The sequence below is a fragment of the Haemophilus sp. HMSC071C11 genome, from assembly GCF_001837655.1.
GTDB lineage: Bacteria > Pseudomonadota > Gammaproteobacteria > Enterobacterales > Pasteurellaceae > Haemophilus > Haemophilus influenzae.
Map to the genome: position 1 here is coordinate 18,182 of NZ_KV833424.1, position 19,918 is coordinate 38,099.

Here is a 19,918-nt window from a genome sequence, read left to right on the forward strand (position 1 = left end):
TCCTCTAAGTCTTGAGGAAAGCAAGCAATATTTTATAGATAGGTTACAAAATCTTTTGTATCAATAATACGGCATTCACGTTCGGCTTTCTCCATACTTGTGCCAATCATGACTAACGCAATCACACGATCTTGTTCACGACATCCGAACGCTTCTCGTAATGCAGTGCCATTAACCCATTTCCCTGAAATCCACACATTATCAAATCCTTGTGCTTGTGCAGCCAGTTGTAATCCATAAGTTGCACAACCTGCACTCAACATTTGTTCCCAATCTGGCACTTTAGCGATAGTTGGATCGATTTTTGCTACCACGCCAATAACCATAGGTGCGCGATGTGCTAGGTTTTCGGCTTTCATCAATTTTTCTTCCCCAAGATCAAATTCTACAACGGCAGCTTTAAGTAGCGTTTCTAATTTATTTAAGCTCTCATTTTCCATTACAATAAAATGATAAGGATGTAATTTTCCGTGATCTGGCACACGCATTGCTGCTTCGAAAATACGCTCAAGCTGTTCTGCATTAGGTGCAGGTACGGTCAATTTTTTGTTTGATTTTCTTGTGGTTAAAAGTGTAAGTGCATCCATTTTATTATCCCTTATAAGTAAAAGTGCGGTGGATTATAGCATAGTTTTTGACAAGGCTTTGTGATACGCTAGTACAAATTTTTTAAAGGTAATTTGTATGTTTCGAGTATTAAAATTTTGTTGGAAAGTGCTGTGTTTCATTCGTGATCTTGTGATGAATGTTGTGTTTTTAGGCTTTGTACTATTGCTAGTGGCGATTATTAGCTTTTCAAGTGGCGGGAAAAAATCTACTGCATTAACGAGCGAAGGCGCATTATTGCTCAATTTAGATGGTTATTTAGCGGACAACCGAGATGAAACACTTCGTTGGCAAGATGCGTTAAGCGAATTGAATGGCGAGCATGTCCCTAGAAAAATTTCGACGTTTGATGTGGTATTTGCCATTCAACAAGCGGAAGATGATCCTAAAATTAAAGGATTAGTGCTAGATCTTAATTATTTTGAAGGGGCAGATTTACCCGCATTAGATTTTATTGGTGGGGCTATCAGTCACTTTAAAGATGCAGGGAAACCAGTGATCGCCTATGCAGATAATTATTCACAAGGACAATATTATTTAGCGAGCTTTGCTGATGAAATTTATTTAAATTCAATTGGAAGCGTGGATATTCACGGTTTATCGCAAGAGAATTTGTATTTTAAAGAGATGCTAGACAAATTAGCCGTTACACCACATATTTTCCGCGTGGGGACTTATAAATCAGCAGTTGAACCATTTTTACGCAACGATATGTCGGCTGAGGCAAAAGCAAATATGCAACGTTGGTTAGGCGAAATGTGGAATAATTATGTTTTATCCGTCAGTGAAAATCGTAATATTAAGAAAGATCGCATTTTGCCGAATGCGAAACAGTATCTTGCAGAACTTAAAGCGTTAAAAGGCAATAGTACGGCATATGCACAACAACGTGGATTAGTAACTGATGTTGTAACTCGTTTAGATTTAGATAAAAAATTTACCGCACTTTTTGGCAAAGGAAGTGATGGAAAAGCGAACCTTATCGAATTTGATGATTATTTGACTCAACTGCCTGATCGTTTAGAACATTACAACGTACCGAATAAAATTGCGGTTGTGAATGTTGAAGGAACGATTATTGATGGAGAAAGTGATGAAGAAAATGCTGGTGGCGACACCATTGCGCGAATTCTTCGTAAAGCCCACGATGACAATTCTGTGAAAGCCGTGATTCTACGCGTTAATTCACCTGGCGGAAGTGCTTTTGCTTCTGAAATTATCCGACAAGAAACTGAAAACTTACAGAAAATTGGAAAGCCTGTCATCGTATCTATGGGTGCAATGGCAGCATCAGGTGGTTATTGGATTTCATCCACTGCAGATTATATTATTGCCGATGCAAATACAATTACGGGTTCTATCGGTATTTTCACGATGTTCCCGACTTTCGAAAATAGTATTAAGAAAATAGGCGTGCATGCAGATGGTGTTTCAACCACTGAATTAGCTAATACATCTGCGTTTTCTCCATTAGCAAAACCCGTGCAAGATATTTATCAAACAGAAATTGAGCACGGTTATGACAGATTTTTAGAAATTGTCAGCAAAGGTCGTCAGCTTTCTAAAACACAAGTAGATAAACTGGCTCAAGGTCAGGTTTGGTTGGGCAGTGATGCATTCCAAAATGGTTTAGTGGATGAGATCGGTTCTTTTAATGAAGCAGTTAATAAAGCAGAGCAATTAGTGAATCAACGCCAAGATACTGCCGTGCAGGATTTTAGTGTGGAATGGTTTACAGATGATAATGTTAGTTTAATTAGCACCTTATTACGCGATACTAAAAAAGGTACGCAAGAGCAGTTAGTTAAATGGCTTGGTCTGCCGGCTCCAATTCAAAAATTACAAAAAGAATTGAATGTATTAACTAAATTTAATGATCCTAAAGGTCAATATTTGTATTGCTTGAATTGTGGAAAGGTTCAGTAATAATTGAAAAAGGGCAGAATTAAATCTGCCCTTTCGCTTACAAAATATACGCTTCTTGAATATGATGTGGCTTTTGGTCTTCTTCTGGTGGAAGCTTCATATAATCTCCATAATATTGCGTTAAGTGTTCGTGATATCCATTCATTACTTGAAATTGTCGTCCTTCAAATTCTTTATAAACAATGTGATTAAAATATTCTTTCGGCATATAAGATTTTTGCCAACCACCGTAGTCAGATAATACAAGACCAATATAATCGCATTGTTTTATCGGATATTTTATTTGGAATTGTGCTAAATTTTTTTGCATTTTGGAAAATAAAAAGTGGCTTAATTTACCAAGTATCGTTCTTTGCAAAGTATTTTCTTTTGATCTTAACCATCTTTTCTTACAAGAAGAAAATCGAAGTTTAATTCTTCGGTGCTTTTTCATCAGTGGGTAAATGATCTTTGGTTCATTCGGTACACCATCGTAGATAAATATATCCATAAACATCGGGCTTTTTCTTCCCTTAGCATCTGTTATTTGAGTGCGACAATCGAAAATTTTTGCCATTTCACCGGTATATTGAGCAAGTATATCTTCTGCCGTTTCCATATTGTAGTATTCGTGAGTTTCTTGAAACCAAACATCAACGAACCTTTGATATTCATCACGGTGCATATAAACATCAATATCATCATCCCAAGGGATAAAGCCTTTGTGGCGTATTGCACCGATTAATGTTCCACCACCAAGAGAATAGTGAATTTGGTGTCGCTCACATAATGCGTGGAAATAATCTAATATATTGAGACAAACGAGTTGTTGTTCTCTGAGCGTTAATTTTTTCATTATTTTTCCTTGTTTGGTGTCAATTTTTGTAAAATGTGGTGATAGTCATCAAGGTTATCCATTTCAAATATATCATCACTGTTAAGTTGTTCCGTATAGATATTTAATTTCTCTATATATTCCATCGGAATGGTATCCCAATAAAGTTTTGGATTTTTTAACCGCACTTCACTTGTGTATTCTTTGAGCAAAGTTAGAATGATATCGCAATCCCGAGTTGTCCAATAAGATACCCCTGACAAGCTAGACTGGTTTAATGATCCAATCTCAATACGTATTACTTGCCCATTACTATTTAAAATCGGTAGCCATTCATTGTGCGTTTTAGAACGGATAACCGTGAAATATTTGCTGTGTGATGGTTTCGTTAGAAAAATATTACGATTAAGCACTACATCCGCATCAATAACATAACAATCACTAAAGAAGTCTTGTGCCAGAGAAAAGGAATAAATGCTGTTATATTCGCGATATTTTTCGTTGTAAATCAAGGTGCAGTCATATTTTTTCTTTAGATACTCGAATTGTTCGTGTAAATACCCTGTAACAATGACAATATTGTCGATATTTGCTTGACGTAGAAAAGTGAGTGTCCGTTCTAAGTTAGGTGTGCCGTGAATATCTAACAATGATTTATGTGTGCTTTGTGTGATGTCTTTAAAACGACTGCCTAATCCTGCAGCTAAAATAATCGCATTCATTTTTGTTCCCCTTTGTAATAAAGTGTAACGATCACTCCTGCACTTAATAATAAGGTGAGTAGTAAGGTAATGGGCTTAATTGGCTGTTTATAGAGCAGATAACCAAGTCCAATTGCCCATACAGAATATGTGATATTTAATGCCATTGCTTTGATTGGTTTTAACAGATAAATCGCTTGGTAATAGCAGCAGTAAGATAATGCACCAAAGATTATTACACCAGCAATTTGTACATAATTAAAACTAAGTATATCTAGTGAGAAATTTTTCAAGGAAAGAATAAATAGAATCAATAAATAACCAATAGTTGAACCACATAGTCTTAAAAAATACACCTGAAGTCCAGAGAGAGAACGCATTGTATAGGAGGATATCACTATTTCAGATGACCACCCTAATATGCAAATGGCTAAAAAAATGAGACCGCTTGTATTGAAGTTTGCTTTTTGCCCGACTTCAATAGCCAACAATGCAGAAGCAATAACCGCCAATCCAAATCCAAACTGCGCTGTTCTAGAGATTTTTTCTTTTAGAATCCAATAAGACATTAACGCAGCGAAAACAGGAAAGAGAGATGAAAGCGGTGCCGCATAATAGATCGTTAAATAATGAATGCTTAATAAATAGGCAGACATTCCTATTGGCCCACCTAATACGCCAGATAACGCAGGTTGCCAAAAAACGCCTTGAAAATCTACCGCACTTTTTCGCCATAATGTTATGCCGATAACTAATAACGAGCAAAAATCAATTAAAAAAAGCAATGAAATTATTTTCCCTAATGCATCATATTCACTTAATGGCAATTCATTATATAACAATCCAGATAATGCCCAAAATACAGCGGACAGTATGCCAAAGAGATAGCCACGCATTATGGCAATTCCTCTAACAGTTTAAATGCTGCGTCTAAGCGTTTTAATGCATAATCGCCAAAATTCTCGCCGTGTTCTTCTTTTACTTTTGTCCATAAAAACCACAATACATTTTGGCAAAAGCGATGGATTTTTAACCGTTTGTGAGCGATTTGAAATTCTGTCTTGTGATATTTATTTGTCTGATTGCAATAGGTTTCTAATAGAAAATCAGCAGCTTCTTTCGATAAATGAGCTTCCTCAATGATAGTAGCTATATCAAATAGCGGATCATTTAAGCCCGAATATTCCCAATCGATAAAAAATAGCCGATCATCTTGTAATAACATATTTTCAGGGACTAAATCATTGTGGCACGGACGTAAAATTATCTCTTTATTGATTTCTTCAAATTGCCAAAATACAGCTGAAAGTTTATCCATTCTAGAATCAGCTTGATAAAAAGCGGATTTGTTTTCTAGCAATGAAAAATATTGGCGAAACTCATCGAATACGCTAAATACATTACGGAAAACAAATTCACTATTGTGTAAACGATATAAATTATTCACAACTTGAGACAAACAACTTTGTTCGTTTAATTGTATCTGGCTTAAAGTATTACTATTTTCTAAATAACGAGTCAGTTTTACGCCACTTTTGGCATCTAATACGGGAGTTTCTACATTCAAGCCAGCACGATATGCCTGAGCATTATTGAATGCCTCATATTCTCGATTTATAAGTGATAAATTTACGGCATTAGGGATCCGTAATACAAACTTAACTCCAGAAATATTAAGTAGAACATTTTGATTGGTCATTCCTCCAATGGAGGAAAAAGGAATGGAATGCTGATGAAGAAAATGAAATACTTCTTCAGGCTTGTAGCAAGTTTTAACAAATCCTACAATTTGATTGATTGATTGATTGATTGATTGATTGATTGCATAGCATTTTTGTATTCATTTTTATATTTAAATTTTGTTTGATTTTAACACGTTAAAGTTATTTTTGTAAGGCTCTGAATCTTATGAATTTATTCAACTTTTGAACCTTTCAACCACTTTTTTACCCAAGCTCGGTTAGCTGAAAGATTATGTAATATGCCTTCGCTTATTGGTAATGGCTCGCCATAAATGATTGAAGCTAAGGTTTCGCCTAATAGTGGAGCAGAGGTAAGCCCGCGAGAACCTAAGGCTGCGATTAAGAAAATATTCTGAAAATTGGCCGCACTTTGGATAGGTTGTTTACGGCGGCGGAGGTTAAATAGATTGTAATAATCCGCTTGTTGCTGTTCAAAATGAGGCACGTTTCCCACCATTGGGGCAAGATCTCTTACAGAGCAGCGGATGCCTACACGAGCGAGATTATCTGATGTATTCACATCTTGAGTCCAAGGTTGGGCGATATTTTGTTGGAGTTTTTGTTGGTTTTCTTGTTGTTCTTGTTCACTAAAGTGGCGATCAACATTATCACGAACATGGCTTGCGCCGATGCAATGTGAGGTTTTTAATTGATTGGCTGGAGTAAGATAGCCATCATAACAAAGCACAGATTTCAGTTTGAGTAAGTTTTCTGATGTTGGAATTTGGCTGACTTGCCCGCGGATAGGGTAGAGCGGTAGCTTTTCTGTTTGAACAAAATCAGTAATTTTATATCCGTTCGCCAGAATGACGACTTCATGACAGTATTTTTGACCTTGCATATTTTTTAGTTCCCAACCTTTTTCTAGCTGAGAAAGTGCGGTAATTTTTTGTGAGGTTTTAATGATGACACCCTGCTTTTCAAGAAATGAAAAGGCATTTTGAACAAATTGTCTTGGTGCAAGCCAAGCCCCTTGTTCAATCCAACCGCCTTCGCAATTAAGCGGTAATCCCACTTTTTCACTGAGTTGTTCAGCATTCAGCATTTGGAAGATTTCGTTCGGCAAACCAAGCTGAGAAATCTTTGCTAATTTGACCGCACTTTTTTCGTTGTAAGCACATAGTGCCACGCCACAAAATTCGTGTTCAAACGCTATGTTTTGTGCGATTGCCCAATCAAGTAATTGGCGACCGTAACTGAAAGCGTGTAGGTAAAAATCAACGGTGAGCGCATTATCATCGCTAAGTTGCGGATAAAATGCGCCTTGTTTATTGCCTGAGGCATTGAGAGCGAGCGCATCATCTTCACAATAAATAGTGACTTTTGCCCCGCGTTTTACTAAGGAAATGGCTGCACAAAGAGAAGCAATACCACCGCCGATAATAGCGACATCTTGTTTTTCCATTTTCGCAGGCTGAGCAAGATACCAAGGTGTGGAAAGTGCGGTAGATTTTGATTGTATTTTTAGCCCACTTAAACATTCCCGTTTTTTGCCGAAGCCTTTACGTTTTGTCACATTAAAGCCTGCGGATTCAAGTCCTTTTCTGACCGCACTTGCTGCGGTGAAGGTAGCAAAAGAACCATTGGGTTTCGTGAAACGAAACATTAAGTTATAGAGATCATCATTCCACATTTCAGGATTTTTACTCGGCGCAAAGCCATCTAAAAACCAAGCATTAATACGTTCATTCATATAATCGCCAAGTTGTGGCAAGTTTTCTGATACATCACCAAACCATAAATCTAAGGTTGTCTCTTCAAAATGAATACGATGACAACCTAGAATCAATGAAGGCCAATAACGTTGCAAATGAGCACTTAAATCTTCAAACTGCGGATAGGCAAGATGCGCTTGCAAAAGTGCGGTGATTTTTAGCGGATATTTTTCAAAGGAAATAAAATTTAGGCGTTTTAAAGGATGATTCTCGTGTTGCTGGCGAAATTCACGGAACAATTTGGTTACCGCAAAGAAATTTAATCCTGTACCAAATCCTGTTTCAGCGATGACAAAATTAGCTTCTTTGTGTGTTATCCAACGTTCCCAAAGTTGATTACCTTGTAGAAAAACATAATCGGTTTCTGCCAATCCATTTTCGTTAGAAAAATAGACATCATCGAATTGATCTGAGACGGGAATATGGTTTTGGTTGAAGTGAATCTCTGCATGTTGGACGCTAAAGGTCATTTTTTATTCCTTTCTTGCCTAATGAAATTTGCGTATAATAACGCGATTTTCTGAACTGGTCGAACAAATGAATTATTGCTTGAAATATTTTTATTTCATAGTAATTTTGAGTCGTTATTTTTACATATAAAACAATAAGGAAGAAGCAATGAGAAGAACTGTAATTACAGGCTTTGGGATTATTTCAAGTATCGGTAACAACAAAGAAGAAGTATTGGCTTCATTAAAAGCAGGGAAATCAGGTATTGAAGTTGTGCCTGAGTTTGTAGAAATGAATATGCGTAGCCATGTTGCCGGAACAATCAAATTAAACCCAAGCGAGCACATTGATCGTAAAGTGTTCCGTTTTATGGGTGATGCAGCGGCTTATGCTTATCTTTCTATGCGTGAAGCGATTGAAGATGCAGGCTTAACAGAAGATCAAGTTTCTAATGATCGTACTGGTTTAGTGATTGGTGCAGGTACGGGCTCTGCACATAATCAATTAGTGGCTTGTGATGCGGTTCGTGGCCCTCGCGGTGTAAAAGCGATTGGTCCTTACGCTGTAACGAAAACCATGGCATCAAGTGTTTCAGCTTGTTTAGCAACACCTTATAAAATTCGTGGTGTGAATTATTCTATGAGTTCTGCTTGTGCAACCTCTGCACATTGTATTGGTCATGCGGTTGAATTAATTCAATTAGGCAAACAAGATATCGTTTTTGCTGGTGGTGCAGAAGAATTATCTTGGGAATGTGCTACTGAGTTTGATGCAATGGGTGCAGTTTCAACTAAATACAATGAAACGCCAGAAAAAGCATCTCGTGCTTATGACGCAAATCGTGACGGTTTCGTTATTGCAGGTGGTGGTGCTGTTGTGGTTGTGGAAGAATTAGAACATGCACTTGCTCGTGGTGCAAAAATCTACGCTGAAATTGTAGGTTATGGCGCAACTTCTGATGGTTACGATATGGTTGCACCAAGTGGTGAAGGTGCAGAGCGTTGTATGAAACAAGCAATGGCAACTGTCGATACCCCAATTGATTACATCAACGTACATGGCACATCTACACCAGTAGGTGACGTGAAAGAATTAGGTGCAATCAAAAATGTATTTGGTGACAAAATTCCAGCGATTTCTTCAACTAAATCAATGACTGGTCACTCTTTAGGTGCGGCGGGTGCACACGAAGCAATTTACACGTTATTAATGTTGGATAATGATTTTATTGCACCAAGTATTAATATCGAAACCTTAGATGAAGCCGCTGAAGGCTGTAACATCGTTACTGAGACGAAAGAAAATGCAGGATTACAAACTGTCATGTCAAACAGCTTTGGTTTTGGTGGTACAAATGCGACATTAATTTTTAAACGTTATAACGGTTAAAACTCTTCTATGAAAAAAGCCACTTTCGATTGAAAGTGGCTTTTTTGTATAAATTAAAAAGAAAAATTAAGCAACGATACCAAATTGTTCTTTCATTAATGCTTCAAAATCAGTGCAACCACCAATTGGTTTTTCATCAATAAAAATTTGTGGTACGGTTTCTACTGGTTTACCAACAGATTTTGATAAATCTTCCTTAGTAATGCCTTCTGCGTGAATATCCACATAACGATAGTCAAAATCAGCAACTTCGCCTTTTAATTTTTCAGCAAGGTTTTTTGCTCGTACGCAGTAAGGGCAGCCAGGACGACCAAAAATAACAACGAACATAAGATTTCCTTTTTTGAGTTAAAATTCTAGGTAATTCTACTGATTTTTATCATCTACATAAAGCGTTTTTATTCGTGTAATATACGGAACATCGTAGATAATAAATTAAATGTTATGAAATTATTAATGCTTTGCCGAGAACCTCGTCTTTATAGTTGCCAACGCTTAAAAGAAGCGGCTAAACATCAAGGGCATGAGATGGATATTTTAGATCCGAATCACTGTTTCTTAAAACTCTCGCAAAATCCACCGCACTTTCAGATTTTTTATCAAGAAAATTCTGAGTCGAAACCTTATTTATTGTTTGATTATGATGCAGTTTTGCCTCGATTTGGCACAACGAGTACGCAAATGGGATGTTCAGTCTTACAGCATTTTGAAGGCAAAGGGACTTTTTGTTTAAATTCATCTCAGGCATTTTTAAATGCACGTGATAAGTGGAAAAGTTTGCAACTTTTGCTGAAGGCTGGTGTTCCTGTTCCCAATTCACTTTTAAGTGGTGGTGAAGTACAAGCTCAGGCGACGATACCTCATATCAGTTCGCCGACAATTTTAAAAACGCTAAATGGTTCACAAGGAATTGGGGTAATTTTAGCTGAAAAGCCACAAAGTGCGGTGAGCATTATGGAAGCTTTTAAGCAAACCAATATATCTATGCTACAGCAAGATTTCATCGAAGAAGCGGGCAATGCGGATATTCGTTGTTTTGTGATGGGTGATCAAGTGGTAGCAACGATGCAGAGAATTGGGCAAAATGGTGAGTTTCGAGCGAATTGTCATCGTGGCGGAAAAACCGAAAAAATTACCCTAAGCGATGACGAGAAACAGATAGCTATTCGAGCTACAAAAGCTATCGGTTTAGATGTAGCTGGCGTGGATTTAATTCGTTCAAAAAATGGATTATTGGTTTTAGAAGTGAATGCAAGCCCAGGCTTAGAAATGATTGAAAAAACAAGTGGGATTGATATTGCAGCTGAAATAATTGATTATATTGAAATAAATGCCTTTATCAATTCAAGATAAAGGCATTTCTCTAAAACATTGTCAATTTCAACCGCACTTTACGCGAGCATATTTACAACTGCAAATGAAACTTTTAATAGCGCAGCGTTGATTAAGTCGATAAAGAATGCTCCGACCATTGGAACGATTAAAAATGCTTTGTGCGATGGCCCAAAACGGCTGGTGACAGCTTGCATATTTGCGATTGCTGTTGGGGTTGCACCTAAACCAAAACCACAGTGTCCAGCACTTAATACGACGGCATCGTAATCTTTACCCATTGCTCGATAAGTAATGAAAATTGCAAAGGCAGCCATAAATGCTACTTGAATAGCCAGAACAATTAATACGTCAATTGCTAAACCTGCAAGTTCCCAAAGTCTTAATGACATTAAAGCAATTGCTAAAAAGATGGATAAGCCTACGCTACCTAATACGTCAATAGCGGATTCTGCTACTTGGAAACGGAAAATGTTGGTTAAAATATTGCGGACAATAACACCAGTGAATAAACACCATACGAAAGTTGGTAATTGGAGTGCAGTACCTTTTGTTTGTACATCTAAATATTGACCAATTAATAAACATACTGAAATCATTGCAATTGTTTCAATTAATGAACGTGCAGTAATTTTACGTTTATAAGTTGGGTGTTCAAATGCTTCTTGAATGTCATCAACTTCATCATTTTCAGGATTTTCGCCTTGTTTTTGGCGATTTAATAAGAAACGAGCGACAGGACCACCGATGATACCACCGAATACTAAACCGAAAGTTGCACAGGCAATGGCAATTTCAGTTGCACCTTGTAGATTAAATTGATGTGCAAATGTATCCGCCCAAGCAGCTCCAGTGCCGTGACCACCTGTTAAGGTTACTGAACCTGCAAGTAAACCATAAGCGGGATGGATTCCTAATGCCATTGAACTTGCAATGCCAATAACGTTTTGTCCGAAGATTAATAATGCAGCAATGAATAAAAATACAACGAGTGGCTTTCCGCCTTTAATTAGACGGGAAAAGTTGGCACTTAAACCGATAGAAGTAAAAAACACTAACATCATTGTGGTTTGTAGATTTTTATCAAAGTTAAAGGATGTTCCATCAATTTTGTGCCAAATTAAAAGACCAATGGCAACAATAAAGCCGCCAACAACTGGCTCTGGAATGTTAAATGTTTTTAATACATTAATGCGTTTAACCAAAAAATAGCCCAATAGCAAAACTAAGCTTGCTAATGCAAGGGTTTCATACGTGCTAAAAGTATAGCTCATAAATTGGATCTCCCTAAGTTATGTTTAAGTGATGTGTTGTGTTACGGCTCGACTACCATAATTTCAAGATTGGTATGTAATCCACGTGGTAATGTCGAACCTTTTCTGCCTCGTTCTGCGCGGAACTTTTGCAGATCTTCTGGTTTTAATACAATTTTTCGTTTTCCAGAATGAAATTCAAGACTTGCTTGATCTGAAATAAGCAATAATTTTGTCAATAGTTCGCTACGATCTTTTGCATTCGCTGCGGGAATAGTGATCATTTTATTGCCTTTACCTTTTGATAATACCGGTAAATCTTGTGCTGGAAAAATCAACATTCTGCCTGCTGATGTGATTGCGACAACAAGTGCGGTAGAATTTATCAATGTTTTAGGCTTCAACACTTTGGCATTTTCTGGTAAAGAAATCAAGGCTTTTCCAGTCTTGTTACGTGCAATTAAATCTTCAAATTTACAAATAAAACCATATCCCGCATCAGAAGCCATCAATAATTCTTGCTGTTCGCTGGCCATTACAACATATTCAATGGTCGCACCAGTGGGTAAATTGAGTTTACCTGTAAGTGGTTCGCCTTGGGAGCGAGCGGAAGGCAAGGAAAGCGGATCGAGTGCATAACTCCGCCCCGTGCTATCAATGAATACAACGGCTTGATTACTTTTGCCACAAGCGTGAGCTAGATAGCTATCGCCAGCTTTGTAGCTTAATGATTTAGGATCAATATCGTGTCCTTTTGCACAACGTACCCAGCCCATTTCTGATAAGATGACAGTAACTGGCTCTGCTGGCGTCATATCATTTTCAGAGATCATTTTGGCTTCTTCACGTTCGACCAGTTGAGACATACGTGGACTGGCATATTTTTTCGCATCTTCTTGAATTTCTTTTTTGATAAGCGTATTCAAACGGCGTTCTGATCCTAAAATTGCTTCTAAATTTAACCGCTCTTTTTCAAGTTCATCTTGTTCTGCTTTGAGTTGGTTTTCTTCTAATTTCGCTAAATGACGTAAGCGTAAATTTAAAATGGCATCGGCTTGTTCATCGCTTAAATTAAAGCGTGCCATAAGCTCTGCTTTTGGATCATCTTCGTGGCGTATAATTTCGATAACTTCATCAATATTTAAAAAGGCTATCATCAAGCCTTCTAAAATATGCAAGCGAGAGAGTACTTTATCTAAGCGATATTGAAGGCGACGAGTGACCGTTGTGCGACGGAAGTCAAGCCATTCATTTAAGATTTCTAATAAGCCTTTTACCGCTGGTTTATGATCAAGCCCGATCATATTCATATTTACACGGTAGCTTTTTTCAAGATCTGTGGTCGCAAATAAATGTGCCATTAAGGCATCAGTATCGACGCGATTTGAGCGAGGAACTAGCACAATGCGAATTGGATTTTCGTGATCGGCTTCATCTCGAATATCTTCTAGCATTGGCAGTTTTTTTGCCGTCATTTGTTCGGCTATTTGTGCAATAACTTTTGAGGGAGAAGATTGATGTGGAAGCGCAGAAATAATGATCTCGCCGTCTTCTTTTTTCCAAATTGCACGCATTTTTATTGAGCCACGGCCTTGCTCATAAATTTTACGAATTTCTGATTTTGGCGAAATAATTTCCGCTTCTGTTGGAAAATCTGGGCCTTGAACAATTTCAAGTACATCATCTAATCTCGCTTTAGGATTATCTAGCAACATTACTGCCGCATCAGCAATTTCGTTAATATTGTGTGGTGGAATATCTGTAGCCATCCCCACCGCAATACCTGTTGTGCCGTTCAATAAAATATGAGGTAAACGAGCAGGTAAATATTGTGGTTCAGCTAAGGTTCCATCAAAGTTTGGTTGATAATCTACTGTTCCTTGTCCGAGTTCATTCAACAAGATTTCAGAGATTTTAGATAGGCGAGATTCCGTATAACGCATGGCAGCGAAGGATTTTGGATCATCTGGTGCCCCCCAGTTACCTTGACCATCTACAAGTGGATAACGATAAGAGAAGGGTTGTGCCATTAACACCATAGCTTCATAACAAGCGCTGTCACCATGTGGATGGAATTTACCAAGTACATCACCGACGGTACGAGCAGATTTTTTGTATTTTGCCGTGGCATTTAAGCCAAGTTCAGACATCGCATATACAATACGACGTTGAACGGGTTTTAAACCATCACCGATAAAAGGCAACGCACGATCCATGATGACATACATAGAATAGTTGAGATAAGCCTTTTCAGTGAAGGTGCGTAGAGGCATTTGCTCAATGCCTTCATAGTTGATATTTGTCATTTTTGTTTCTGTTAATTGATATATTCTTAATTTATTAAAATTCAGATTTGCTGAGATTAATTTAGTCTAAACAGATAAATCAACCTGATCGCCTTTCGCTTGTAACCAATTTTTACGGTCTTCGGAACGTTTTTTCGCTAATAACATATCCATCAGTTCTAATGTATCTGAGCCTTGATCTTCCCCTAAATCATAAGTTAATTGAACGAGACGGCGCGTATTAGGATCCATTGTTGTTTCACGCAATTGCGATGGGTTCATTTCACCTAAACCTTTAAAACGTTGAACATTCGGTTTGCCTTTTTTATTTTTCAAGCGATCTAAAATCGCCTCTTTTTCACTTTCGTCTAATGCGTAGAAGACTTCTTTATTTAAGTCAATGCGATAAAGTGGTGGCATTGCTACGTAAACGTGACCGTCTTGTACCAATTTCGGAAAATGACGTAAGAACAGGGCGCAGAGTAGGGTGGCAATATGCAGACCATCGGAGTCAGCATCCGCGAGAATACAGACTTTGCCATAGCGAAGTTGTGATAAATCATTGCTGTCAGGATCGATCCCTAGAGCCACGGCGATATCGTGAATTTCTGTTGAACCTAATACTTGATCAGGGGAAACTTCCCATGTGTTTAAAATTTTCCCACGTAACGGCAAAATCGCTTGATATTCGCGATCACGCGCTTGTTTTGCTGAACCGCCCGCAGAGTCGCCCTCCACTAAAAATAATTCCGTTTTTTCTAAATCCTGCGAGCCACAATCAGCTAATTTTCCTGGTAATGCAGGGCCACTAACGAGTTTTTTTCGCACGACTTTTTTGGCGGCGCGTAATCGGCGTTGTGCAGAACTAATGGCAATTTCTGCTAATTTTTCAGCGTCTTGTACGTTTTGGTTGAGCCATAGGCTGAACGCATCTTTTAAAACACCGCTGACAAACACCGCACTTTGGCGTGATGATAAGCGTTCCTTTGTTTGCCCTGCGAATTGTGCATCCTGCATTTTAAGGGAAAGAATGTAAGAACAACGATCCCAAATATCATCGGCGGTAAGTTTTACCCCACGTGGTAATAGATTTCTAAATTCGCAAAATTCACGAATAGCATCTAATAAACCTTGGCGTAGGCCATTAACATGCGTTCCGCCTTGAATAGTCGGAATTAAGTTTACGTAGCTTTCGCCGATTAGTTCGCCACCTTCTGGCAACCAAAGTAATGCCCAGCTAACCGCTTCATTTGTTCCTTTAAATTCGCCAACAAATGGTTTTTCCGGAAGGGTTTCAAAGCCATTTACTGCTTCGATAAGGTAATCGGAAAGCCCATCTTCATATAACCAAATATCTTGAGTATTGTTTACTTTATCAATGAATTTGATTTCAAGCCCTGAGCAGAGTACCGCTTTCGCTCTTAATAAATGGCGTAGGCGGCTAACGGAAAATTTTGCGCTGTCAAAATATTTTGGATTCGGTTTGAAGTGAACAGTTGTTCCAGTTGTGCGTCTGCCACAAGTCCCGATAACTTCTAATTCTTCTACTTTACTGCCGTTTTCAAAGGCAATTTTATACACTTCACCATTGCGTTTAACTTGAATATCCACGCGTTCAGAAAGCGCATTCACCACAGAAATCCCCACACCGTGTAAACCTCCCGCAAATTCATAATTTTTATTGGAGAATTTACCACCAGCATGCAGTTTAGTCAGGATTACTTCTACGCCAGAAACGCCTTCCGTAGGATGAGTATCCACAGGCATACCGCGACCATTGTCCGTTACTTCAATGGATTGATCAGGGTGTAAAATTACTTCAATTTTTGAGGCAAAACCGGCAAGGGCTTCATCTACGCTGTTATCAATAACTTCTTGTGCTAAATGATTAGGGCGAGTAGTGTCAGTGTACATTCCCGGGCGAATTTGCACTGGTTCGAGATCTTTAAGAACGGTAATTTCTTGAGCTGAATAATTGGTTGTCATGGTGAGGTTATTCGTTAATTTTTTAAATTTGAGAAAATTCTATCAAAAAGTGCGGTGATATTCGACCGCACTTTTAATCGTATAAACTAGGCGTCTTTTCATCGGGGCGCGTTTTAAAACGGCGATGTAGCCACATATATTGTGATATGCCCTTCATGATTTCCTTTTCTACGATTTGATTCATTCGCGCAGCAATCGCCGTTTCATCTTGTAAATCCGTAAAATCAACAGGCGCTGAAATACTCACGGTATAGCCTGAACCATCTTTATTGCGTAATGGCGCAAATGGAATCACTTTGCTGTTTGGTGAGGATTTCAATAAATAATAACTACCAGTGGTTGTGCAAGCATCGGGCACTGCAAAAAAGGGTATAAAAACGGCATTTTTTCTGCCGTAATCGTGATCAGGCGCATACCAAATGGTTTCTTCGTGACGTAAAGCTTTGATCATTCCGCGTAAATCTTTACGATCAAGCATATCTTTATTAGAGCGTAAACGACCTTGCGTTTGCAGCCAATCAAGCAAAGGATTATCATTTGGACGATAAACACCAATGCCTGGATGATGTAAACCAATGATGCGTGCGCCAAGTTCTAGCGTTAAGAAATGAACACCGACGAGAACAATTCCATCTTTTTGATTTTCTTTTAGATAATGTAAGCCTTCAACTTTCGACCATTTTTTGATACGTGAATCCGACCAAAACCAAGCCATGCCAGTTTCGATAATTGCCATGCCTACTGAACGAAGATTTTCTTGCAAAATCGCCTCACGCTCGTTTTCAGGCATATCAGGGAAACAAAGTTCAAGATTGCGGCGTGCAATGGCTGCTCGACGTTTACCCACTTTTAAATGTGAAAACAGCCAACCGAAACCATGACCAATATGGCGCAAAATAGGATAGGGAAGACATAAAATACTTCGCCAAATTGCCACGCCTAGCCAAAAAAGCCAGTATTTTGGGGCTAAAAAGTGCGGTTGAAATTGAGGGAGTTTTTCGTTTTTCATTGTTCTTTCCACGTAAGTTAGGGGCGTAGTTTATCGTAAATTTGAGTTGTGGTAAAATCGCCACAATTTTGGTTATTCAAATAGAGAGATTTTAAAATGGCTCAATATTCAGCAGAATTTAAGCAAGCAAAAGTACTTGTATTAGGCGACGTGATGCTTGATCGTTATTGGTTCGGCGCAACCAACCGTATTTCACCAGAAGCACCAGTGCCAGTAGTTCGTGTACAAGAAAATGAAGAACGCGCGGGTGGTGCAGCAAATGTGGCGATGAATATTGCTTCACTCAATGTATCCGTTCAGTTAATGGGATTGATTGGACAAGATGAAACTGGTTCTGCACTTTCCCTCTTATTAGAAAAACAAAAAATTGATTGTAATTTTGTTGCATTAGAAACCCATCCAACTATTACTAAATTACGTATTTTATCTCGTCACCAACAGTTACTCCGCCTTGATTTTGAAGAAGATTTCAATAATGTAGATTGCAAGGATTTATTAGCGAAGTTAGAAAGTGCGGTGAAAAATTACGGTGCTTTGATTCTTTCTGATTACGGCAAAGGCACGCTTAAAGATGTTCAGAAAATGATTCAAATTGCACGCAAAGCGAATGTGCCTGTGTTGATCGATCCAAAGGGAACTGATTTTGAACGCTATCGTGGTGCGACATTATTGACACCCAATATGTCTGAATTTGAAGCCGTTGTGGGTAAATGTAATACAGAAGAAGAAATTATTAAGAAGGGTTTAAAATTAATTTCTGATATTGAATTAACCGCACTTTTGGTAACGCGTTCTGAAAAAGGCATGACATTATTACGCCCAAATCAAGAGCCTTATCATTTGCCAACCGTTGCAAAAGAAGTGTTTGATGTGACGGGAGCCGGTGACACTGTCATTAGCGTATTAGCAACCGCATTAGCAGATGGACGTTCTTTTGAGGAATCTTGTTACCTAGCCAATGTAGCCGCTGGAATTGTGGTGGGTAAATTGGGGACTTCAACGGTTTCGACCGTGGAACTTGAAAATGCGATTCATGCTCGTCCTGAAACTGGATTTGGCATTATGAGTGAAGCAGAATTAAAAGATGCTGTCGCACAAGCTAAAGCGCGCGGTGAAAAAATTGTGATGACTAATGGCTGTTTTGATATTTTGCATCCAGGGCATATTTCTTATTTAGAAAATGCACGCAAATTGGGCGATCGTCTAATTGTTGCGGTAAACAGCGACGATTCTGTTAAACGCTTAAAAGGCGAAAGTCGTCCAATTAATAATCTTGAAAACCGTATGGCGGTATTGGCTGGTTTGGCATCCGTGGACTGGTTGGTGCCTTTCACTGAAGATACACCACAACGTTTAATCGGCGAAATTCTACCAGATCTTTTAGTCAAAGGTGGCGATTACAAACCCGAAGAGATTGCAGGCAGTAAAGAAGTTTGGGCAAACGGTGGCGATGTTAAAGTGCTAAACTTTGAAAATGGTTGTTCAACAACAAATGTGATTGAAAAAATTAAATTATTGAAAGATTAAGTGAAAGGTTAGGGGCTACTTGTTTATCATAAAAAACAACGAAATATAATGGGAAGTGGAATATAACCAGATGGTTATCCACAGTTTCGTGGATTAAAATTAGTTTAGTGTTTTTTAAGTAAGCTTGGTTGCTTGTGTTAAAGGCTCTATCTGAAATACAATATCTCTCGTTTTTTATTATTTTAATTTTATATGTCATTAACTTATCTCGATTTATTTTCTGGTGCTGGCGGTCTTTCTCTAGGATTTGATTATGCTGGATTTCGCCAGTTACTTTCCATTGAGTTAGAGCCAGTATATTGTGAAACCTACCGCGTTAATTTTCCGCATCATCGATCTTGCAACAGGATCTAACTCAGTTATCTAATGAACAGGCAAATCTTTACCGTAGCGATATTCCCAACCGAGGGATTGCAGGCGTTGAAGAGTGAGTTGTTCGATATCGTTTTCGTTGAGCATGATGAGTTCCTTAGTGTGTGGTTTAAATCTCCCCTAACCCCTCTTTACAAAAGAGGGGAATGGTCTTGAGCGTAGTTTTAGTTTAGGTGTTTTCATGAATAATTTTTCTGTTAATTCGACCGCTTGCAGCTAAACATTCCAAATAGTCCCCCTCTTTAGCAAAGAGGGGTTAGGGGAAATTTGGCATAGGTGAAATGAACCTTGTAAGAAATTAGAGCGTGTCCATCAACCGTTCATATTCTATTTGCTCAAACTCCAATACCATTTCTCTATAGGTATCAGGATCTTGAGCAAATAATGCTTGTGAATATGAAATTTTATATATTGTTTCCATTTCATACGCCTCATCAATTAATTCGTTGATTCTTTGATTATCTTCATATTGTATCCTTTCACTTCTACGGTAATCATTTGTAGCAATGTAAAAGTGTAGAATAAATCCTAAAATTGCATTGGTTGAATGAAGTACAAATAAAGCAAGATCACTACTTATTTGTTTGTGTTCTATATCTTGACCGTGAGAAGCATAACTACCACATTCGTTTCTAATTTCTGCAATATAATGCAAAATCGAACCACAAAATTATCCGCACTTTCGGGCGGTTGGTTACGCAAAGCGGCACTAGCACGTGCATTGGTATGCGATCCTGATGTGTTATTACTTGATGAACCAACCACTTGGATGTGGAAGTTATTGAATGGCTGGAAAATTTCTTACTGGATT

17 protein-coding genes and 2 pseudogenes are annotated in these 19,918 nt (G+C 38.2%); 6 read left to right on the forward strand and 13 right to left on the reverse strand.

Going from position 1 to position 19,918, the window contains the following annotated elements:
* Positions 1-32: 32 nt before the first annotated feature.
* Complete coding sequence (locus HMPREF2644_RS06035; RefSeq protein WP_011272548.1) at positions 33-587, reverse strand: NAD(P)H nitroreductase; 555 nt, start codon at positions 585-587, stop codon at positions 33-35.
* Between the two features lie 97 nt (positions 588-684).
* On the opposite strand from HMPREF2644_RS06035, the gene sppA reads away from it, so the two are divergent.
* Positions 685-2,532, forward strand: coding sequence for a signal peptide peptidase SppA (gene sppA, locus HMPREF2644_RS06040; protein ID WP_011272549.1), 1,848 nt, complete (start codon positions 685-687; stop codon positions 2,530-2,532).
* Between the two features lie 37 nt (positions 2,533-2,569).
* Here sppA and licD read toward each other — a convergent pair whose 3' ends face one another.
* From licD to mnmC, 5 genes are all read right to left on the reverse strand, one after another.
* Positions 2,570-3,367 carry a lipopolysaccharide cholinephosphotransferase LicD gene (licD, locus tag HMPREF2644_RS06045; protein WP_011272550.1) on the reverse strand — a complete coding sequence of 266 codons (798 nt, stop codon included), beginning with the start codon at positions 3,365-3,367 and terminating at the stop codon, positions 2,570-2,572.
* Positions 3,367-4,068 (reverse strand): NTP transferase domain-containing protein, encoded by a 702-nt coding sequence (locus tag HMPREF2644_RS06050; protein ID WP_011272551.1) that lies wholly within the window; start codon positions 4,066-4,068, stop codon positions 3,367-3,369. The genes licD and HMPREF2644_RS06050 overlap by 1 nt, the downstream gene beginning before the upstream one ends.
* Positions 4,065-4,943, reverse strand: a complete 879-nt coding sequence (gene licB / locus HMPREF2644_RS06055) for a choline transport protein LicB (protein WP_011272552.1) — start codon at positions 4,941-4,943, stop codon at positions 4,065-4,067. Before licB ends, HMPREF2644_RS06050 begins: the two co-directional genes overlap by 4 nt.
* A complete protein-coding gene (licA, locus tag HMPREF2644_RS06060; RefSeq protein ID WP_180362967.1) occupies positions 4,943-5,887 on the reverse strand; it encodes a phosphorylcholine kinase LicA in 945 nt (314 codons plus the stop codon). The genes licB and licA overlap by 1 nt, the downstream gene beginning before the upstream one ends.
* Before the next feature lie 74 nt (positions 5,888-5,961).
* Complete coding sequence (gene mnmC / locus HMPREF2644_RS06065; protein WP_038441283.1) at positions 5,962-7,974, reverse strand: bifunctional tRNA (5-methylaminomethyl-2-thiouridine)(34)-methyltransferase MnmC2/FAD-dependent 5-carboxymethylaminomethyl-2-thiouridine(34) oxidoreductase MnmC1; 2,013 nt, start codon at positions 7,972-7,974, stop codon at positions 5,962-5,964.
* Positions 7,975-8,122: 148 nt separating this feature from the next.
* Between mnmC and fabB the strand changes: the two genes are divergently transcribed.
* On the forward strand, positions 8,123-9,343 hold the full coding sequence (fabB, locus tag HMPREF2644_RS06070; RefSeq protein ID WP_005655138.1) for a beta-ketoacyl-ACP synthase I: 1,221 nt from the start codon (positions 8,123-8,125) through the stop codon (positions 9,341-9,343).
* A gap of 66 nt (positions 9,344-9,409) precedes the next feature.
* Here the strand turns inward: fabB and HMPREF2644_RS06075 are convergent, their stop codons facing one another.
* A complete protein-coding gene (locus HMPREF2644_RS06075; protein ID WP_005628952.1) occupies positions 9,410-9,673 on the reverse strand; it encodes a GrxA family glutaredoxin in 264 nt (87 codons plus the stop codon).
* A 114-nt stretch (positions 9,674-9,787) separates the two neighbouring features.
* Between HMPREF2644_RS06075 and HMPREF2644_RS06080 the strand changes: the two genes are divergently transcribed.
* The gene (locus tag HMPREF2644_RS06080) at positions 9,788-10,696 is read left to right on the forward strand and encodes a RimK family alpha-L-glutamate ligase (RefSeq protein WP_032821915.1); all 909 of its coding nucleotides are present in this window, start codon (positions 9,788-9,790) and stop codon (positions 10,694-10,696) included.
* Between the two features lie 38 nt (positions 10,697-10,734).
* Here HMPREF2644_RS06080 and gltS read toward each other — a convergent pair whose 3' ends face one another.
* The 4 genes from gltS to htrB all read right to left on the reverse strand — a co-directional run bounded on the left by gltS (position 10,735) and on the right by htrB (position 17,208).
* Positions 10,735-11,949, reverse strand: a complete 1,215-nt coding sequence (gene gltS / locus HMPREF2644_RS06085; RefSeq protein ID WP_005656822.1) for a sodium/glutamate symporter — start codon at positions 11,947-11,949, stop codon at positions 10,735-10,737.
* 41 nt (positions 11,950-11,990) lie between these two features.
* Complete coding sequence (gene parC / locus HMPREF2644_RS06090) at positions 11,991-14,234, reverse strand: DNA topoisomerase IV subunit A (RefSeq protein WP_005656820.1); 2,244 nt, start codon at positions 14,232-14,234, stop codon at positions 11,991-11,993.
* Positions 14,235-14,300: 66 nt separating this feature from the next.
* A complete protein-coding gene (gene parE, locus HMPREF2644_RS06095) occupies positions 14,301-16,199 on the reverse strand; it encodes a DNA topoisomerase IV subunit B (protein ID WP_005656818.1) in 1,899 nt (632 codons plus the stop codon).
* Between the two features lie 73 nt (positions 16,200-16,272).
* Positions 16,273-17,208: a lipid A biosynthesis lauroyl acyltransferase HtrB gene (gene htrB, locus HMPREF2644_RS06100; RefSeq protein WP_050838419.1), complete on the reverse strand. Its 936-nt coding sequence runs from the start codon at positions 17,206-17,208 to the stop codon at positions 16,273-16,275.
* A 96-nt stretch (positions 17,209-17,304) separates the two neighbouring features.
* On the opposite strand from htrB, the gene hldE reads away from it, so the two are divergent.
* Together hldE and HMPREF2644_RS09095 are read left to right on the forward strand one after the other, a co-directional pair.
* Positions 17,305-18,735, forward strand: coding sequence for a bifunctional D-glycero-beta-D-manno-heptose-7-phosphate kinase/D-glycero-beta-D-manno-heptose 1-phosphate adenylyltransferase HldE (hldE, locus tag HMPREF2644_RS06105; protein ID WP_005656815.1), 1,431 nt, complete (start codon positions 17,305-17,307; stop codon positions 18,733-18,735).
* A gap of 192 nt (positions 18,736-18,927) precedes the next feature.
* On the forward strand, positions 18,928-19,089 hold the full coding sequence (locus HMPREF2644_RS09095) for a DNA cytosine methyltransferase (protein ID WP_223877544.1): 162 nt from the start codon (positions 18,928-18,930) through the stop codon (positions 19,087-19,089).
* Between the two features lie 12 nt (positions 19,090-19,101).
* Here the strand turns inward: HMPREF2644_RS09095 and HMPREF2644_RS09515 are convergent.
* Positions 19,102-19,194, reverse strand: a pseudogene (locus HMPREF2644_RS09515) (type I restriction endonuclease); the annotation flags it as partial.
* A gap of 211 nt (positions 19,195-19,405) precedes the next feature.
* The gene (locus HMPREF2644_RS06110; protein WP_005667009.1) at positions 19,406-19,762 is read right to left on the reverse strand and encodes an abortive infection family protein; all 357 of its coding nucleotides are present in this window, start codon (positions 19,760-19,762) and stop codon (positions 19,406-19,408) included.
* Here HMPREF2644_RS06110 and HMPREF2644_RS09100 point away from each other — a divergent pair.
* Positions 19,763-19,918: pseudogene (locus HMPREF2644_RS09100) on the forward strand (ATP-binding cassette domain-containing protein); the annotation flags it as partial.

What these genes read in the sequence shown, in the direction of transcription:
- parC (WP_005656820.1), bottom strand. Translation starts at nt 14,234, where the DNA reads ATGACAAATATCAACTATGAAGGCATTGAGCAAATGCCTCTACGCACC.
- licD (WP_011272550.1), bottom strand. Translation starts at nt 3,367, where the DNA reads ATGAAAAAATTAACGCTCAGAGAACAACAACTCGTTTGTCTCAATATA.
- gltS (WP_005656822.1), bottom strand. Translation starts at nt 11,949, where the DNA reads ATGAGCTATACTTTTAGCACGTATGAAACCCTTGCATTAGCAAGCTTA.
- hldE (WP_005656815.1), top strand. Translation starts at nt 17,305, where the DNA reads ATGGCTCAATATTCAGCAGAATTTAAGCAAGCAAAAGTACTTGTATTA.
- htrB (WP_050838419.1), bottom strand. Translation starts at nt 17,208, where the DNA reads ATGAAAAACGAAAAACTCCCTCAATTTCAACCGCACTTTTTAGCCCCA.
- HMPREF2644_RS06035 (WP_011272548.1), bottom strand. Translation starts at nt 587, where the DNA reads ATGGATGCACTTACACTTTTAACCACAAGAAAATCAAACAAAAAATTG.
- HMPREF2644_RS06050 (WP_011272551.1), bottom strand. Translation starts at nt 4,068, where the DNA reads ATGAATGCGATTATTTTAGCTGCAGGATTAGGCAGTCGTTTTAAAGAC.
- licB (WP_011272552.1), bottom strand. Translation starts at nt 4,943, where the DNA reads ATGCGTGGCTATCTCTTTGGCATACTGTCCGCTGTATTTTGGGCATTA.
- mnmC (WP_038441283.1), bottom strand. Translation starts at nt 7,974, where the DNA reads ATGACCTTTAGCGTCCAACATGCAGAGATTCACTTCAACCAAAACCAT.
- HMPREF2644_RS06080 (WP_032821915.1), top strand. Translation starts at nt 9,788, where the DNA reads ATGAAATTATTAATGCTTTGCCGAGAACCTCGTCTTTATAGTTGCCAA.
- sppA (WP_011272549.1), top strand. Translation starts at nt 685, where the DNA reads ATGTTTCGAGTATTAAAATTTTGTTGGAAAGTGCTGTGTTTCATTCGT.
- parE (WP_005656818.1), bottom strand. Translation starts at nt 16,199, where the DNA reads ATGACAACCAATTATTCAGCTCAAGAAATTACCGTTCTTAAAGATCTC.
- HMPREF2644_RS06075 (WP_005628952.1), bottom strand. Translation starts at nt 9,673, where the DNA reads ATGTTCGTTGTTATTTTTGGTCGTCCTGGCTGCCCTTACTGCGTACGA.
- HMPREF2644_RS09095 (WP_223877544.1), top strand. Translation starts at nt 18,928, where the DNA reads ATGTCATTAACTTATCTCGATTTATTTTCTGGTGCTGGCGGTCTTTCT.
- fabB (WP_005655138.1), top strand. Translation starts at nt 8,123, where the DNA reads ATGAGAAGAACTGTAATTACAGGCTTTGGGATTATTTCAAGTATCGGT.